The organism is Streptomyces sp. NPDC111744 (genome assembly GCF_055634995.1).
The window spans coordinates 112,798-129,167 of the sequence record NZ_JBVKCG010000009.1 but is presented as its reverse complement, the minus strand read 5'-3'; the positions used below and the strand labels follow the sequence as shown (position 1 = coordinate 129,167).

The 16,370-nt window shown below is 70.5% G+C and carries 11 protein-coding genes; 3 read left to right on the top strand and 8 right to left on the bottom strand.

Annotated elements, in window-relative coordinates:
- Positions 1–17: 17 nt before the first annotated feature.
- On the top strand, positions 18–902 hold the full coding sequence (locus ACZ7OO_RS21650; protein ID WP_471506653.1) for a helix-turn-helix transcriptional regulator: 885 nt from the start codon (positions 18–20) through the stop codon (positions 900–902).
- Positions 903–1,117: 215 nt separating this feature from the next.
- Here the strand turns inward: ACZ7OO_RS21650 and pruA are convergent, their stop codons facing one another.
- Both pruA and ACZ7OO_RS21640 read right to left on the bottom strand, forming a co-directional pair.
- Positions 1,118–2,749 (bottom strand): L-glutamate gamma-semialdehyde dehydrogenase, encoded by a 1,632-nt coding sequence (gene pruA / locus ACZ7OO_RS21645; RefSeq protein ID WP_471506651.1) that lies wholly within the window; start codon positions 2,747–2,749, stop codon positions 1,118–1,120.
- Between the two features lie 39 nt (positions 2,750–2,788).
- Positions 2,789–3,715, bottom strand: coding sequence for a proline dehydrogenase family protein (locus ACZ7OO_RS21640; protein ID WP_471506649.1), 927 nt, complete (start codon positions 3,713–3,715; stop codon positions 2,789–2,791).
- A 163-nt stretch (positions 3,716–3,878) separates the two neighbouring features.
- Here ACZ7OO_RS21640 and ACZ7OO_RS21635 point away from each other — a divergent pair, with 163 nt between their 5' ends.
- The gene (locus tag ACZ7OO_RS21635; RefSeq protein WP_471506647.1) at positions 3,879–5,156 is read left to right on the top strand and encodes a PucR family transcriptional regulator; all 1,278 of its coding nucleotides are present in this window, start codon (positions 3,879–3,881) and stop codon (positions 5,154–5,156) included.
- Between the two features lie 363 nt (positions 5,157–5,519).
- On the opposite strand, the gene ACZ7OO_RS21630 is transcribed toward ACZ7OO_RS21635, so the two are convergent.
- Positions 5,520–6,095, bottom strand: a complete 576-nt coding sequence (locus ACZ7OO_RS21630; protein ID WP_471506645.1) for a TetR/AcrR family transcriptional regulator — start codon at positions 6,093–6,095, stop codon at positions 5,520–5,522.
- A gap of 185 nt (positions 6,096–6,280) precedes the next feature.
- On the opposite strand from ACZ7OO_RS21630, the gene ACZ7OO_RS21625 reads away from it, so the two are divergent.
- Positions 6,281–7,711: an MFS transporter gene (locus tag ACZ7OO_RS21625; protein ID WP_471506948.1), complete on the top strand. Its 1,431-nt coding sequence runs from the start codon at positions 6,281–6,283 to the stop codon at positions 7,709–7,711.
- Between the two features lie 65 nt (positions 7,712–7,776).
- On the opposite strand, the gene serA is transcribed toward ACZ7OO_RS21625, so the two are convergent.
- The 5 genes from serA to ACZ7OO_RS21600 form a co-directional block, all read right to left on the bottom strand.
- Positions 7,777–9,366, bottom strand: coding sequence for a phosphoglycerate dehydrogenase (gene serA, locus ACZ7OO_RS21620; protein ID WP_471506643.1), 1,590 nt, complete (start codon positions 9,364–9,366; stop codon positions 7,777–7,779).
- A 227-nt stretch (positions 9,367–9,593) separates the two neighbouring features.
- Positions 9,594–10,592: a ketol-acid reductoisomerase gene (gene ilvC, locus ACZ7OO_RS21615; protein ID WP_471506641.1), complete on the bottom strand. Its 999-nt coding sequence runs from the start codon at positions 10,590–10,592 to the stop codon at positions 9,594–9,596.
- A gap of 119 nt (positions 10,593–10,711) precedes the next feature.
- On the bottom strand, positions 10,712–11,236 hold the full coding sequence (gene ilvN / locus ACZ7OO_RS21610) for an acetolactate synthase small subunit (protein ID WP_471506639.1): 525 nt from the start codon (positions 11,234–11,236) through the stop codon (positions 10,712–10,714).
- Positions 11,237–11,257: 21 nt separating this feature from the next.
- Positions 11,258–13,108, bottom strand: coding sequence for an acetolactate synthase large subunit (locus ACZ7OO_RS21605; RefSeq protein WP_471506637.1), 1,851 nt, complete (start codon positions 13,106–13,108; stop codon positions 11,258–11,260).
- A gap of 243 nt (positions 13,109–13,351) precedes the next feature.
- The gene (locus ACZ7OO_RS21600; RefSeq protein ID WP_471506635.1) at positions 13,352–16,354 is read right to left on the bottom strand and encodes a putative bifunctional diguanylate cyclase/phosphodiesterase; all 3,003 of its coding nucleotides are present in this window, start codon (positions 16,352–16,354) and stop codon (positions 13,352–13,354) included.
- Positions 16,355–16,370 lie beyond the last annotated feature (16 nt).

Below are 16,370 nucleotides of genomic sequence, written 5' to 3'. Positions count from 1 at the left end.
ATCGCCGGGGAGGCAGGATGGAGAGCATGACCGGGAAAGAGGCGACCGACCTTGGTACGACCATCCGCGCCTGGCGGGAACGGCTGTCGCCGTCGGACGTGGGGCTGCCGGTCGGCCGGGCCCGCCGGGCGACCGGGCTGCGCCGCGAGGAACTCGCCGAGCGCGCCGGAGTGTCCGTCGACTACGTGGTGCGCCTGGAGCAGGGGCGGGCGACGGCACCCTCCGGACAGGTGGTCGCCGCCCTCGCCCGCGCCCTGCGGCTGACCGGCACCGAGCGCGAACACCTGCACCGGATGGCCGGGCTCGCGCCACCGGACGGCGGTCCGGTCCCCGACCGCCTCCCGCCGGGTGTGCACCGCGTGCTGAACCGGCTCGGGGACGTCGCGGTAGCCGTGTTCACCGCGTACTGGCAGCTGCTCTGGTGGAACCCCGGCTGGGCCGGGCTGCTCGGCGATCCGGCGGCCATACCGCCGGAACTGCGCAACTTCGCCCGCTCGAGGTTCCCTGTCGGCTCCGCGCACGCGCGCGTCTCGTCCTGGCCGGTGGTCGTGGAGGACTACGACGACTCCGACCTCGCCATCGCGTCCGACCTGCGCCGCGCCACCGGCCGCTTCCCGCACGACGCCCGCCTCGCCGAGCTGGTCCGCGAACTGACCGAAGGCAACCCGCGGTTCGCCCGGCTGTGGGCGAACGGCACGGTGGCGGCCCACCGCGAGGACCGCAAGACGGTCGAGCATCCGAGGGTGGGGCCGGTGGAGGTGGACTGCGACGTCCTGACGGACGGCGACTCGGAGCTGAAGATCGTGATCCTCTCGGCGGCCCCCGGCACCGAGGCCGGGGACCGGTTCCGGAGCGCGCTGACGGTGGAGGACCGGACAAGCCGCCGCGCCCCGCAGGAGTGACGGGTTCCATCGAGGCATGCCGGACCCACCAGACCCGCCGGACCTCCCGGATGCACCCGACGCACCGGATCCGCCCGACGCACCGGATCCGCCCGACCCGCCGGACTTCCCGGACCCACCCACCTGAGCCCCGCCTCGCCGCCCCCGCATGGGAACGGGCCGGGAAGCCTGCTCGTGGGTCAGGCTTCCCGGCCCGAGCTCGGGCGGGCTGTGGGTCAGCCCATGTGCGGGTAGGTGTAGTCGGTCGGCGCGACCAGGGTCTCCTTGATCGCACGGGTCAGCGTCCAGCGCAGCAGGTTCTGCGGGGCGCCGGCCTTGTCGTTGGTGCCGGAGGCGCGGCCGCCGCCGAAGGGCTGCTGGCCGACGACGGCACCGGTCGACTTGTCGTTGATGTAGAAGTTGCCGGCCGCGTAGCGCAGCTTCTCCATCGTGTACGCCGCCGCCTCACGGTCGTTGGCGATGACCGAGCCGGTGAGCGCGTAGTCGGACACCGACTCCATCTGGGTCAGCATCTCGTCGTACTGGTCGTCCTCGTAGACGTGCACGGCGAGGAACGGGCCGAAGTACTCCGTGCGGAAGACCTCGTTCTCCGGGTCGCTGCACACGACGACCGTCGGGCGGACGAAGTAGCCGACCGAGTCGTCGTAGGAGCCGCCCGCGACGATCTCGCAGGCCGGGTCGGTCTTCGCGCGGTCGATCGCGGCCTTGTTCTTGGCGAAGGCACGCTCGTCGATCACGGCGCCGATGAAGTTCGTCAGGTCGGTGACGTCACCCATGGTCAGGTAGTCGACCTCGGCGGCGAACTCCTCGCGGAAGCCGGAGTTCCAGATGGACGCGGGGATGTAGGCGCGGGAGGTCGCCGAGCACTTCTGGCCCTGGTACTCGAAGGCACCCCGGGTCAGGGCGGTCTTCAGCACCGCGCGGTCGGCCGACGGGTGGGCGACGAGGAAGTCCTTGCCGCCGGTCTCACCGACCAGACGCGGATAGGTGCGGTACTTCTCGATGTTGTTGCCGACGGTCTTCCACAGGTGCTGGAAGGTCTTCGTGGAGCCGGTGAAGTGGATGCCGGCGAGGTCGCGGTGCTCAAGGGCGACCTTCGACACCTCGATGCCGTCACCGGTGACGAGGTTGATGACGCCCTTGGGCAGCCCGGCCTCCTCCAGCAGCTGCATCAGCAGGACGGCCGCGTGGGTCTGGGTCGGGGACGGCTTCCAGACCACCACGTTGCCCATCAGCGCGGGAGCGGTGGGCAGGTTGCCCGCGATCGCGCTGAAGTTGAAGGGCGTGATCGCGTAGACGAAGCCCTCCAGCGGGCGGTGGTCCATACGGTTCCAGACGCCCGGGGAGTTGGCCGGGGGCTGCTCCGCGAGGATCTGACGGGCGTAGTGGACGTTGAACCGCCAGAAGTCGATCAGCTCGCAGGGCGTGTCGATCTCGGCCTGCTGGGCGGTCTTGGACTGGCCGAGCATGGTGGAGGCGGCGATGGTCTCGCGCCAGGGGCCGGAGAGCAGTTCGGCGGCGCGCAGGATGATCGCCGCGCGGTCATCGAAGGACATCGCGCGCCAGGCGGGCGCGGCGGCGAGGGCCGCGTCGACGGCGTCCCGGGCGTCCTGCTGGGTGGCGTGCCGGCCCGTGCCGATGACGGCCTTGTGGTTGTGCGGCTGGACGACCTGGAAGGGCTCACCGCCGCCGAGCCGCTTTTCGCCACCGATGGTCATCGGCAGCTCGATCGGGTTCTCGGCCAGCTCCTTGAGCTTGGCCTCCAGACGGGCGCGCTCGGGCGAGCCGGGGGCGTAGCCGTGCACCGGCTCGTTGACGGGGGTGGGGACCTGGGTCACAGCGTCCATGAGATCCGTAACTCCTTGTACGTGAGCGGGTGTTCGGGTTCAGCCCGTGGTGACCATCGAGCGGACGAAGAAGCGCAGATTCGCCGGCTTCTCCGCGAGCCTCCGCATGAAGTAGCCGTACCAGTCGGTGCCGTAGGCGGTGTAGACGCGCATCCGGTGGCCCTCGGCGGCCAGCCGCAGGTGCTCGTCGCTGCGGATGCCGTAGAGCATCTGGAACTCGTACTCGTCGAGCTTGCGCCCGGCGCGGCGGGCGAGTTCCTGGGCTATGGAGATGAGGCGCGGGTCGTGGGAGCCGACCATCGGGTACCCGTCGCCCTCCATGAGAGTCCTGAGGATCCGCACGTACGCCTTGTCGATCTCGTGCTTCTGCTGGTAGGCGACCTCGGCCGGCTCCTTGTAGGCGCCCTTGACCAGGCGGACGCGGCTGCCGGCCTCGGCGAGGCGGCGGGCGTCGGCCTCGGTGCGGAAGAGGTAGGCCTGGATGACGCAGCCGGTCTGCGGGAAGTCCCCGCGCAGCTCCTCGTGGATGGCGAACATCGAGTCGAGGGTGGTGTGGTCCTCGGCGTCGAGGGTGACGGTCGTACCGATGGCGGCGGCGGCCTCGACGACCGGGCGGACGTTCGCGAGCGCGAGCTCGTGACCCCCGTCCAGCGCCTGTCCGAACATGGACAGCTTCACCGACATCTCGACGCGCTCGCCGAGACCGAGGTCCTCCAGACGCTCGACGAGTGCCAGGTAGGCGTCCCGGGCGGCGGTTGCCTGCTCCGGGGTGGTGATGTCCTCGCCGACCACGTCCATGGTCAGCTCCAGGCCGCGGCCGGTGAGCTCCTCGATGATCGGGACGATGTCGTCGACCGACTCACCGGGGATGAAGCGGTCGACGACCTGCTTCGTCACCGGCGCAGCCGAGACGAGGCGTCGCATCCGGTCGCTGCGCGACGCGGCGAGAATCACGGGACCCAGCACGGGGCACCTCCACAACACATGCCAGAACGGCCGCGATCCGACGATGTGGATACGGCACGGAGAACCACCGTGAAAGTTAGGGATCTCTCCGATCGTGGGCCATCGACAGCTGTCACGCATCCGTGCCACAGATCTCAGACAGATGTATGAAGGCCTCCGTGAAATGCGGGAGAATGCCCGGGTGACGTCGGAATTCAAGGGTGACTACCAGGAGCTGGTCGACGAGATCTCCGAGCTGCTGGGCGTCCCGGCGACCCTGGAGAACCGCGACTTCGAGCTGATCGTCTTCGGGGCGTACGACAGTGAGGGCGACCTGGATCCGTCGGCGCTGGACCCGGTCAGGACCCGGTCGATCCTGACCCGGCGCTCCACGGCGGCGGTCCGCTCCTGGTTCGAGGGATTCGGCATCACCCGGGCCACCGGACCGGTCCGTATCCCGCCGACGCCGGAGGCGGGGGTGTACCGGGGAAGGATCTGTCTGCCGGTACGCCATCGGGGTGTCGTCCTCGGCTATGTCTGGCTGCTCGACGACGATCCGGGTCCGACGGACGCCCAGCTGGCCGCCGCCATGGGGGTGGCGGGGCGGATCGGCGCGCTGCTCGCGGACGAGGCGCAGGCGGGGGCGGGGCTGAGCCGGGAGCTGCGGGCGGTGCTGGTCGCGGAGCGCGGCTGGCAGCGGGACATGGCGGTGGCCGAACTCCGTACCGCCCTCGGCGCCCGCGCGGACGGTCCGCACACCATGGTCTGTGTCGCCCCCTGGCCGTCCGCCGACCCGGACGACGCCCCGTCCCCGCGCACGGTCCCGCACGCCACCGCCCTGTGCACGCTGCCGTGGGGGGCGACGGGCCACAGCCTCGCCGTCCTGGTCCGGCTGCGCAGCACGGACGCGGCCACCCCCGCCCTGACGGCCGCCACCCGGCTGCTCAAGGAGGCGGAGGAGGCGCGGTCGGCACGGTCGGCCTCGGCGCGCGAAGCCGGGGCGCGCACGGCCGCCGCCGTCGCCGCGGGGTTCACGGGCGCGGCGGCACCGGGCTGCGCCGCGGGGGTGGGCGAGGCCCGGGCCGGCCTTGCCGAGCTGGGCACGGTCTGGCAGGAGGCCGCCGCGGCCACCCGCGCCGCACTGGCCGAGCCCCGGTTCGGACCGGTCGCCGAGTGGGCGCACATCGGCCCGTACCGCCTGCTGACCGCGCTGCCGCCGGAGGCCGCCCACGATCCGGCGGTGGCCGTCCTGCTCACCCCGGCCCACCGGGAACTGGCCCATACCGCCGAGGCGTACCTGGACTGCGCGGGCCAGGCGGGCCGCACGGCCGCCGCCCTCGGCATCCACCGGCAGACCCTGTACTACCGCCTGTCCCGCGTCGAACAGCTCACCGGCCTCGACCTGGACGACGGGGAGGCCCGCCTGCTGCTGCACATGGCGTTGAAGGGCGCGCGGCTGTAGCCGCCAGCGGCCGGCTCTCGGACTACCTGCACAGGACGGGCATCGTCCCGGAGGGCAGGGAGCTGTTCGACGAGCGGTACGGCAGCGGCAGCGGCAGCGTCGCCAACGACACGTTCGGGCTTCCGGACGGGCTGTGCGGGCCCACACCGGAGAACCCCGTCTGGATCTACCCCGCCACGCGCGGCGTCAGCGTCACCGTGGAGCGCCCGCCACTGTTCGGTGACCATCTCCGGTTCCCGGCCCGCGCGGCCTCGGCGGCGATGCTCGGCGCCAGCCCCGGGGCCGGGCGCGGCGAACACCTGCGCGCCTGGCAGCGCCGAGGGCTGCCCGCGGTGATTACCCACCCCCTCGGCCGACCGCAAGTCAGGCCCGAGTGGCGGCCTCGACGATCTGGCGCAGGCCCTCGGTGAGCGCGTCGCCGTCGGGGGCCGTCTTCGGGTCGAAGGTCCACTGCGAGATCAGGCCCGACATCAGGGTCATGTAGAAGCGGCCGAGGGTGTCGGCGGTCTCGTCGGAGACCTCCTCCTCGGGGACGCCCATCAGCAGCGAGGTCAGCCCCCGGCCGCCCTCCCGCTGGGCGCGCGCCAACTGGTCGCGTACTTCCGGCATCTGATCGCCCATCGTCACGATCTCCACGCTGAGCCGCCACATCGAACCGGGCCCGCGCATGCTCTCGACGATGTTCGACCACACCTCACGGAACCGCTCCAGCGAGCCGGGCGCCCCGGTGAGCCCGCCGTCGCCGCCCTCGAAGGACATCTCCTCCACCAGGGCGATGTAGGCCTGCGCGAGCAGCGCGTCCTTGGAGCCGTAGTGGTAGCCGATCGAGGCGAGGTTGGTCCCCGACTCCCTGACGATGTCGCGCGCCGTCGTCCGCGCGAACCCCTTCTCCAGCAGGCAGCGCTTGGCGCCTGCCAGCAGATCCTCACGGTGTCCCATGCGGACCACCCTACCCCGGGATCCATACAACCGTCCTAGACACATGAACTATACAACTGTTCTAGACAAGCGTGTAAGACGCCCGTACATTCCTTGGCGTGACGAACACGACGAGCACGACCACGACCACACGTGAGACCAACTCCCTTGCAGGGCGCCGCGAATGGACCGCGCTCGGCGTGCTGATGCTTCCGCTGCTCCTTGTCTCGATGGACGTCTCGGTCCTCTACTTCGCCCTTCCGGCGATCGGCGCCGACCTCCGGCCGAGCGGCACCCAGCAGCTGTGGATCCTGGACATCTACGGCTTCGTCCTGGCCGGTCTGCTGATGACGATGGGCGCGCTGGGCGACCGCGTCGGCCGCCGACGCCTGCTGCTGATCGGCGCCGCGGCCTTCGGCGGCGCCTCGCTGCTCGCCGCGTACGCGGACAGCGCCGGGACCCTGATCGCCGCCCGCGCGGTCCTCGGCATCGGCGGCGCGACCCTGATGCCGTCGACGATGGCCCTGCTGCGCACGATGTTCACCGACCCCGGTCAGCGCGCGAAGGCGATCGGCCTGTGGTCCGGGGTGATGACGGGCGGGATCGCGCTGGGCTCGGTGATGAGCGGGATCCTCGTGGAGCACTTCTGGTGGGGCTCGGTCTTCCTGGTCAATCTGCCCGCGATGGCGCTGCTGCTGGTGCTCGGCCCGTTCCTGCTCCCGGAGTCCAGGAACCCCTCCCCCGGCCGCTTCGACTGGCTGAGCGTTCCGCTCTCGATGGCCGCCGTGCTCCCCGTGATCTACGGCGTGAAGGAGATCCCCTCCGAGGGCTGGCGCCCGCTGTACGTCGTCTCGATCACCGTCGGCCTGCTCTTCGCGGCGCTGTTCGTCCACCGCCAGCGCACCAGCGCCTCCCCGCTGATCCCGCCGGCCCTGCTGACCGGCCATGGCTTCACCCCGGCGCTGGTCCTGAACCTCGTCGCCTCGCTCGCCATGATGGGTTCGGCCATCTTCACCACGCAGTATCTGCAGGCGGTGCTCGGCAAGAGCCCGCTGGAGGCGGCGCTGTGGAGTCTGCTGCCCTCCGTCTTCGTCGGGGTCGCCGGTCCGGTCACGGCGCAGCTGGTCCAGCGGGGTGTCGACCGGGGCCTTGTCGTCGCCGGCGGCTTCACGGCCATGGCGGCCGGGTTCGCGCTGCTCGCCCTCGTCGGCACCGACTCACTGTGGCTGGTGCTGGCCGGGGCCGGTGTGCTGGCCTGCGGGATGGTCGCGATCATGTCCCAGCTGACCGATCTCGCGATGACCAGTGCCCCGGTGGAACGGGCGGGCACGGCCTCCTCGCTGCTGGAGACCGGCGCGGAGTTCGGCGGGGCGCTCGGTATGGCCGTCCTGGGGTCGATCGGTACGGCGGTCTACCGCCACGAGATGCCGGCCACGGCTCCGGCGGAGGCCCGCGAGACGCTGGGCGGCGCGCTGGCCACGGCGAGCCGGCTGCCGGGGCCCACGGGAGAGGCCCTGCTGCGGACCGCACGGGAGGCGTTCACCAGCGGGATGCAGGGGGCGGCGATCGCGGGGGCGGTGCTGCTGGTGGTGGCGGCGGTGGGGGCAGGGGTGACGCTGCGGAGGGTCGGCAGGTAGGCGGACATACGAACGCCGGGTGGGCTGACCTGCGTCAGCCCACCCGGCGTTTGCGGCAGTTGTCGTCAGACGAGGTTCACGGACCGGGCCGAGGTCGCCCCGATCTCCGCCTCGACCTCGGCCAGCACACCGGAGGTCACCGTGTCGTCGACGGTCAGGACGGCCAGCGCCTCGCCACCGGCGATCGACCGGGAGACCTGCATACCGGCGATGTTGATGCCCGCCTCGCCGAGGATGCGGCCGACGGTGCCGACGACGCCCGGCCGGTCCTCGTAGCGCAGCACCAGCAGGTGGTCGGCGATCGCGAGGTCGACGTCGTAGTCGCCGACCGCGACGATCTTCTGGATGTTCTTCGGGCCGGTCAGCGTGCCGGAGACCGAGACCTCCTCGCCGCTGCCGAGGGTGCCGCGCACGGTCACCACGTTGCGGTGGTCGGCCGACTCCGAGCTGGTGGTGAGGCGGACCTCGACACCGCGCTCCTGCGCGAACAGCGGGGCGTTGACATAGGAGACGGTCTCGGCGACGACGTCCTCGAAGACACCCTTGAGCGCGGACAGTTCCAGCACCTTCACGTCGTGCTGGGTGATCTCGCCGTAGACCTCGACGTCGAGGCGGACCGCGACCTCACCGGCGAGCGCGGTGAAGATACGGCCGAGGCGCTCGGCGAGCGGCAGGCCCGGCTTGACGTCCTCGGCGATGACCCCGCCCTGGACGTTCACCGCGTCCGGGACCAGCTCGCCGGCGAGGGCGAGGCGGACGGACTTGGCGACCGCGATGCCCGCCTTCTCCTGGGCCTCGTCGGTGGAGGCACCGAGGTGCGGGGTGCAGACGACCTGGTCGAGCTCGAAGAGCGGCGAGTCGGTGCACGGCTCCTTCGAGTACACGTCGAGGCCGGCACCGGCCACCCGGCCCTCCTTGAGCGCCGCGTACAGCGCCTCCTCGTCGACGATGCCACCGCGCGCCGCGTTGACGATGCGCACGGACGGCTTGACCTTGCGCAGCGCCTCGTCGCCGATCAGGCCGACCGTCTCCGGGGTCTTCGGCAGGTGCACGGTGATGAAGTCGGCGACCTCGAGGAGTTCGTCCAGCGACAGGACCTTCACGCCCATCTGCGCGGCGCGAGCGGGCTGGATATAGGGGTCGTAGGCGACGACCTTCATGCCGAAGGCGGACATGCGCTGCGCGACCAGGGCGCCGATGCGGCCCAGGCCGACGACACCGAGGGTCTTCTCGGCGAGCTCGACACCCGTGTACTTGCTGCGCTTCCACTCGCCGTTCTTGAGCGCGGAGTTCGCCTGCGGAATGTGGCGGGCGGCGGAGATCAGCAGACCGCAGGCGAGTTCGGCGGCGGTCACGATGTTGGAGGTCGGCGCGTTGACGACCATCACGCCGGCCTTGGTGGCGGCGGAGACGTCGACGTTGTCCAGGCCGACGCCGGCTCGTGCGACGACCTTCAGCTTCTTCGCCGCGGCGATGGCCTCGGCGTCGACCTTGGTGGCGGAGCGGATCAGGATCGCGTCCACGTCGGCGATGGCCGGGAGCAGCTCGGCTCGGTCTGCTCCGTTGGTGTGCCGGATCTCGAAGTCCGGGCCCAGCGCGTCGACGGTGGCGGGCGACAGCTCTTCAGCGATGAGTACGACAGGTTTCGAGCTCACGTGAGTCCTCACATGTCCAATGCGGACGGCCGTCCCGACGGCCGCTGGCGGTGGAGGGTACTGGCGCGTGGAGACGCACGACGCTGTGGGCCTGACGCGTATGTAGTACGGCAGTCTAGTGGCGTGATGGTGGTCGTCCTGCGCCTCTGCGGAAGGATCACCCGTCCGAGATTCGACGGGGCGGACAAGGGGCCGAAGCACTCCGCTCCGGCCCCGTCACCCGGGGCTCACGCCTCTTCGTTCACCCACGACATCAGCTTGCGCAGCTGCTTGCCGGTGGTCTCCAGCAGGTGCTCGGAGTCCTGCTTCTTGTACTCGTTGTACTTCTTCAGACCGCCGTGGTACTCGTCCATCCAGTTACGGGCGAAGGTGCCGTCCTGGATCTCGGCGAGGACCTTCTTCATCTCGGCCTTGGTGGCGTCGGTGATGATCCGCGGGCCGGTGACGTAGTCGCCCCACTCGGCGGTCTCGGAGACCGACCAGCGCATCTTCTCCAGGCCGCCCTCGTACATCAGGTCCACGATCAGCTTCAGCTCGTGCAGGCACTCGAAGTAGGCGATCTCCGGCTGGTAGCCGGCCTCGACCAGGGTCTCGAAACCGGCCTTGACCAGGGCGGAGGTGCCACCGCAGAGGACGGCCTGCTCACCGAACAGGTCGGTCTCGGTCTCCTCGGTGAAGGTCGTCTTGATGACGCCGGCGCGGGTGCCGCCGATGCCCTTCGCGTACGACAGGGCCAGCGCGAAGCCGCCTCCGGTGGCGTCCTGCTCGACGGCCACGATGCAGGGAACGCCGCGGCCCTCCTCGTACTGACGGCGCACCAGGTGGCCCGGGCCCTTCGGGGCGACCATGCACACGTCGACCCCGGCCGGGGGCTTGATGAAGCCGTAGCGGATGTTCAGGCCGTGGCCGAAGAACAGGGCGTCGCCGTCGTTCAGGTTCGGGGCGATGGACTCCTCGTAGACCTGGGCCTGGATCGGGTCCGGGACGAGGATCATGATGACGTCGGCCTCGGCGGCGGCCTCGGCCGGGGTCACCACACGCAGGCCCTGCTCCTCGGCCTTCGCCTTGGACTTGGAGCCCTCGTGCAGACCGACCCGCACGTCGACACCGGAGTCACGCAGCGACAGGGCGTGGGCGTGGCCCTGACTGCCGTAGCCGATGACCGCGACCTTGCGGCCCTGGATGATGGACAGGTCGGCGTCGGCGTCGTAGAACAGCTCGGCCACTTTGGGTTCTCTCCTTGGGGTGCGGTTGGTGCGTCCCACCGTATGACGGAGGGCGGAAGGGAAGTCTCGGGGTCTCGGTATCCGGGCGGCCGACGGCCGACGGCCGCCCGGTTCCAGCCTTACGCAGAACGGTCGAGTGCGCGCAGCGAACGGTCGGTGATCGAACGGGCGCCACGGCCGATCGCGATCGTGCCGGACTGCACCAGCTCCTTGATGCCGAACGGCTCCAGCATCTTGAGCATGGCGGTCAGCTTCTCGCTGCTGCCGGTGGCCTCGATGGTGACGGCCTCCGGGGAGACGTCGACGGTCTTGGCGCGGAACAGCTGGACGATCTCGACGATCTGGGAACGCGTCTCGTTGTCGGCGCGCACCTTCACCAGAACGAGTTCCCGCTGAACGGCCGCACCCGGCTCCAGTTCGACGATCTTCAGCACCTCGACGAGCTTGTTGAGCTGCTTGGTGACCTGCTCCAGCGGCAGGGCTTCGACACTCACCACGATCGTGATGCGGGAGATGTCGGGGTGCTCGGTGACACCGACGGCGAGCGAGTCGATGTTGAAGCCCCGGCGGGAGAACAGCGCGGCGATCCGGGCGAGGATGCCCGGCTTGTTCTCCACCAGAACGGAGAGCGTGTGCTTGGACATGGTCTTTTACGTCTCTCTCGCTCAGTCGTCTTCGTTGTCGCCGAAGTCGGGGCGAACGTCCCGGGCGGCCATGATCTCGTCGTTGGAGGTGCCGGCGGCGACCATCGGCCACACCATCGCGTCCTCGTGGACGATGAAGTCCACGACGACCGGGCGGTCGTTGACGGAGTTCGCCTCTTCGATGACCTTGTCGAGGTCGTCCGGGGACTCGCAGCGGATCGCGTAGCAGCCCATGGCCTCCGACAGCTTCACGAAGTCGGGGACGCGGGTGCCGCGGGCGTCCGGGTTGACGTCGTCCGGCCCGGAGTGCAGCACGGTGTTGGAGTACCGCTGGTTGTAGAAGAGGGTCTGCCACTGGCGGACCATCCCGAGGGCGCCGTTGTTGATGATGCCGACCTTGATCGGGATGTTGTTCAGGGCGCAGGTGGTCAGTTCCTGGTTGGTCATCTGGAAGCAGCCGTCGCCGTCGATCGCCCAGACGGTGCTGCCGGGCGCGCCGGCCTTGGCGCCCATGGCGGCCGGGACCGCGTAGCCCATGGTTCCGGCGCCGCCGGAGTTCAGCCAGGTGGCGGGCTTCTCGTACTGCACGTAGTGCGCGGCCCACATCTGGTGCTGGCCGACGCCCGCCGCGAAGATCGTGCCCTCCGGGGCGAGCTGTCCGATGCGCTCGATGACCTGCTGCGGGGAGAGCGAACCGTTCTCCGGCTGGTCGTAGCCCAGCGGGTAGGTCTCGCGCCACCGGTTGAGGTCCTTCCACCAGGCGGTGTAGTCGCCCTGGTGGCCCTCGCTGTGCTCCTTCTGCACCGCCTGGATCAGGTCGGCGATGACCTCGCGGGCGTCACCGACGATCGGCACGTCGGCGGCGCGGTTCTTGCCGATCTCCGCGGGGTCGATGTCGGCGTGGACGATCTTGGCGTGCGGGGCGAAGCTGTCCAGCTTGCCGGTGACACGGTCGTCGAAGCGGGTGCCGAGGGCGACGATCAGGTCGGCCTTCTGCAGCGCGGTGACGGCGGTGACCGCACCGTGCATGCCCGGCATTCCCACGTGCAGCGGGTGGCTGTCGGGGAATGCGCCGAGCGCCATCAGGGTGGTGGTGACGGGCGCTCCGGTGAGTTCGGCGAGCACCTTCAGCTCGGCGGTGGCGCCGGCCTTGATGACACCGCCGCCGACGTAGAGGACGGGCCGCTTGGCCTGGGTGATCAGCTTGGCGCCCTCGCGGATCTGCTTGGCGTGCGGCTTGGTCACCGGACGGTAGCCGGGCAGGTCCATGACCGGCGGCCAGGAGAAGGTGGTCTTCGCCTGGAGGGCGTCCTTGGCGATGTCGACCAGGACCGGACCGGGACGGCCGGTGGAGGCGATGTGGAACGCCTGGGCGATGATCCGCGGGATGTCCTCGGCCTTGGTGACCAGGAAGTTGTGCTTGGTGATCGGCATGGTGATGCCGACGATGTCCGCCTCCTGGAAGGCGTCCGTGCCGATCGAGGAGGACGCGACCTGCCCGGTGATCGCCACGAGCGGCACCGAGTCCATGTGCGCGTCCGCGATCGGCGTCACCAGGTTGGTGGCACCCGGCCCCGAGGTGGCCATGCAGACACCGACCTTGCCGGTGGCCTGCGCGTAGCCGGTGGCCGCGTGACCGGCGCCCTGCTCGTGCCGGCACAGGACGTGGCGCACCCGGGTGGAGTCCATCAGCGGGTCGTAGGCCGGCAGGATCGCGCCGCCGGGGATGCCGAATACCGTGTCAGCGCCGACCTCCTCGAGGGAGCGGATGAGGGACTTCGCACCCGTGACGTGCTCGACGGTCGGGGGCTGCTGTCCTCCGGAACGGGGCCGCGGCTGCGGATGGTGGGCCCCGGTGGCCTGCTCGGTCATCGGCATTCTCTTCTCGATGCTGAGGGTTTTTGCGAGGTTCGTACGGATTTCTGCTGCCGTACGTCTGGTGCTGGTGCAACAAAAAACCCCTCGTGCCAGAAGGCAAGCGAGGGGAGCGCGCCGGTGTGGTCGCTGGGGGTTCCGGATCCTTCTCCGGTGGGTCCCAGCTCAGCCGACGCGCTGTCCAAGTACGAGAATTCGGGTGCGCATGGAACTGACCCTCCCTCTGACGCGCACCACGTGTCAAGTGGGTGGGACGGGAGTCTCATTATGTGAGCGAAGGGCACTGCCGCCTCCGAGTACCGCGGGCACACCACTGGTGTACACCCCACCGCCACCGCCCGCGAAGGCCGGCTCGGCCGGTGCGTGCGGAACCGGATAGTGGCCGGAACCGAGGGCCCGGCGCAGCCGGTACTCGTCCACCGGGCCGGAGAAGGCCATGCCCATCCCATGGGTGCACCCCATCGCGCGCAGCGCCGTGACCTGTTCGGGCAGGTCCACGCCCTCGGCCACCGACTGGAGTCCGAGATCGCCGGCGATCCGCAGCAGTCCGCTGGTGATCTTGTGCAGCCGGGGTGACTCGACGACCCCCTCGACCAGACTGCGGTCGAGCTTGAGCATGTCCACGGGGAGCTTCCGGAGGGCGGTGATCGCCGCGTAGCCGCTGCCGAAGCCGTCCAGTGCGATCCGGACCCCGTGCCGGCTGAGGGCGGTCAGGCGCCGCTCCAGCTCGTCCAGCGGAACCCTGGGGTCGGTGTCGGACAGCTCCAGGACCAGCGCCCCCGACGGCAGGCCGTGCCGGGTGAGCAGGGCCTCCACGGAGCCGAGCGGCGAGGACCGGTCGAGCAGCCGCCGGGCACACGTCCGGACCGCGACCGGCACCACGAGCCCGTTGGCCGCCCGCTCGGCGGCCTGTTCGACCGCCTCCTGGAGGATCCAGCGGTCCAGCTCGGAGGTCTTGTCGCTGTCCTCCGCGACCCGCAGGAACTCGGCCGGAGTGAACAGTACCCCCTGCGAGGAGCGCCAGCGCGCCTGCGCGGAGACCGAGTCGATCCGGCCGCTCTCCAGGCACACCACGGGCTGGTGCAGCAGCGCGAACTCGCCGTCGTGCAGGGCGGCCCGCAGCCGGGTGGCCAGTTCGGCCTTGCGTACGACGTCCTGCTGCATCTGTGGCTTGTACAGCTCGACGCGGCCCTTTCCCGCCGACTTGGCGCGGTACATCGCCAGGTCTGCGTTGCGCAGCAACTCCCCGGCGCCCAGGCCCGGTTCGGCGAAGGCGACACCGATGGACGCGTTGACACGGACATCGTTGCCGTCAATGGCGTACGGCTGCGAGAGGGTCACCCTGAGGCGGTCGGCGAGCTCCAGGATGTGCCGCTCTCTGGCACTGCGGTCACGGGTGCCGTCACCGACGATCAGCGCCGCGAACTCGTCGCCGCCAAGGCGGGAGGCGGTGTCGCCCTGACGGACCGCGTCCTGGAGTCTGCGTGCGGCATGGACGAGCAGATCGTCCCCGGCCTGGTGCCCGATCGTGTCGTTGACGGCCTTGAAGCCGTCCAGGTCGATGAAGAGCACGGCCGTGTTCCGCAGGGCGGGGCCCCGGTCGGAGGAACGGCGGCCGGACAGGGCCTGCTGCACCCGCCGGGTGAACAGGGCGCGGTTGGGCAGGTCGGTGAGCGGGTCGTGCTCGGCGTTGTGCTGGAGCTGCGCCTGCAGGCGCACTCTTTCGGTCACGTCCCGGCTGTTGAAGATGAGGCCGCCGTGGTGCCGGTTGACGGTGGACTCGACATTGAGCCAGCCGCCGTCGCCGGACCGGAAACGGCACTCGATACGGGTGGTGGCTTCCTCCAGGGGGTTGGCGGCGAGGAAGCGGCGCACCTCGTGCACCACACAGCCAAGGTCCTCCGGGTGGATGAGGTTGGCCAGTTCCGAGCCCACCAGGTCCTCGGCGGGCCGTCCGTAGACCCCGGCGGCGGCCGGGGAGACGTACCGGAGGATGCCGTTGGGCGCGGCGATCATGATGACGTCGCTGGAGCCCTGCACCAGGGAGCGGAAGTGGTTCTCCTGATGCGCCAGTTCCTGGGTGAGGGTGATGTTGTCGAGCAGCATGATGCCCTGGCGTACGACGAGCGCGAGGACCACACAGCCGGCGGTGATCAGGACGACGTGGTCCGGGCTGCGGCCGTTGAGCACGTTGTACAGGATGCCAAGGGTGCACACGGCGGCGGCCAGATACGGGGTGAGCGCGGCCAGGGAGCCGGACAGGGGGCGGCCCGCCGGGTACCGGAGGTGATCGCCCCCCGGGGTGGGCACGGGCGCCTTCTTCGGCGCCGGGGCCCGTCCGCCAGGCACATGCTCGTGGACCACTCGCGTGTGCCCCTCGGGCTCCGGGGCGCCCTGCTGCCGGGGCGCGGCCCAGGGCGCGTACGCGAGCAGCAGCGAGCCGGCGAACCAGCCCGCGTCCAGCAGCTGACCGGAGTGGTAACTGCTGTGCAGCAGCGGCGAGGTGAACAGGGCGTCGCACATCACGGTCAGGGCGAGCGCGCCGATCGCGGTGTTCACCGCGGTGCGGTTGCCCGGCGAGCGCCGGAAGTGCAGCGCGAGCACCATGCTGATCAGGGCGATGTCCAGCAGCGGGTACGCCAGCGAGAGCGCGGTGTGCGCGACGCTGGGCCCGTCGAGCCGGGCGGCCTGGGCGAGCGCGAGGCTCCACGACAGGGTGAGCAGGGAGCCGCCGATCAGCCAGGCGTCCAGCGCCAGGCAGATCCAGCCGGCCTTGGTCATCGGCCGCTTGGCCAGCACCAGCAGACCGACGATGGCGGGCGGCGCGAAGCACAGGAAGAACAGGTCGGCGTAGCTGGGGCTGGGCACGGGCCTGTGCAGCACGACCTCGTACCACCCCCAGACCGCGTTGCCCAGGGCCGCCATCGCCGAGGAGAGGGCGAACAGCAGCCAGGCGGGTCGAAAGCGGACCCGCGGGGAGCGGGCGTAGCAGAAGCAGGACACGGCGGCCGTGCCGGCGGCCGCGGTCAGACCGAAGTCACCCATGAACAGGGCGACTTGGTTCGAGCCCCAGTCGAACGCGGAACCGACGGCGTATCCCGCGCAGATCAGGGCCAGGACGAGTTGGCGGACCACGCCGGTCCCGCCGCCGGTGATCGGCGGCCGGTAGTGCGGCATTCCCGCCGGAGGCTGTGCCCGCAGCGCTCCGGGGCGGGTGGTCGTCACAGGCGTCGGCGCTGTCACCGGACCCTCCCGGTCC

Bases quoted from the DNA above. Each gene is read 5' to 3' on its own strand.
- ACZ7OO_RS21650 (WP_471506653.1), top strand. From the start codon at position 18: ATGGAGAGCATGACCGGGAAAGAGGCGACCGACCTTGGTACGACCATC.
- pruA (WP_471506651.1), bottom strand. From the start codon at position 2,749: ATGGACGCTGTGACCCAGGTCCCCACCCCCGTCAACGAGCCGGTGCAC.
- ACZ7OO_RS21635 (WP_471506647.1), top strand. From the start codon at position 3,879: ATGCGGGAGAATGCCCGGGTGACGTCGGAATTCAAGGGTGACTACCAG.
- ACZ7OO_RS21630 (WP_471506645.1), bottom strand. From the start codon at position 6,095: ATGGGACACCGTGAGGATCTGCTGGCAGGCGCCAAGCGCTGCCTGCTG.
- ACZ7OO_RS21625 (WP_471506948.1), top strand. From the start codon at position 6,281: ATGCTTCCGCTGCTCCTTGTCTCGATGGACGTCTCGGTCCTCTACTTC.
- ilvN (WP_471506639.1), bottom strand. From the start codon at position 11,236: ATGTCCAAGCACACGCTCTCCGTTCTGGTGGAGAACAAGCCGGGCATC.
- ACZ7OO_RS21605 (WP_471506637.1), bottom strand. From the start codon at position 13,108: ATGACCGAGCAGGCCACCGGGGCCCACCATCCGCAGCCGCGGCCCCGT.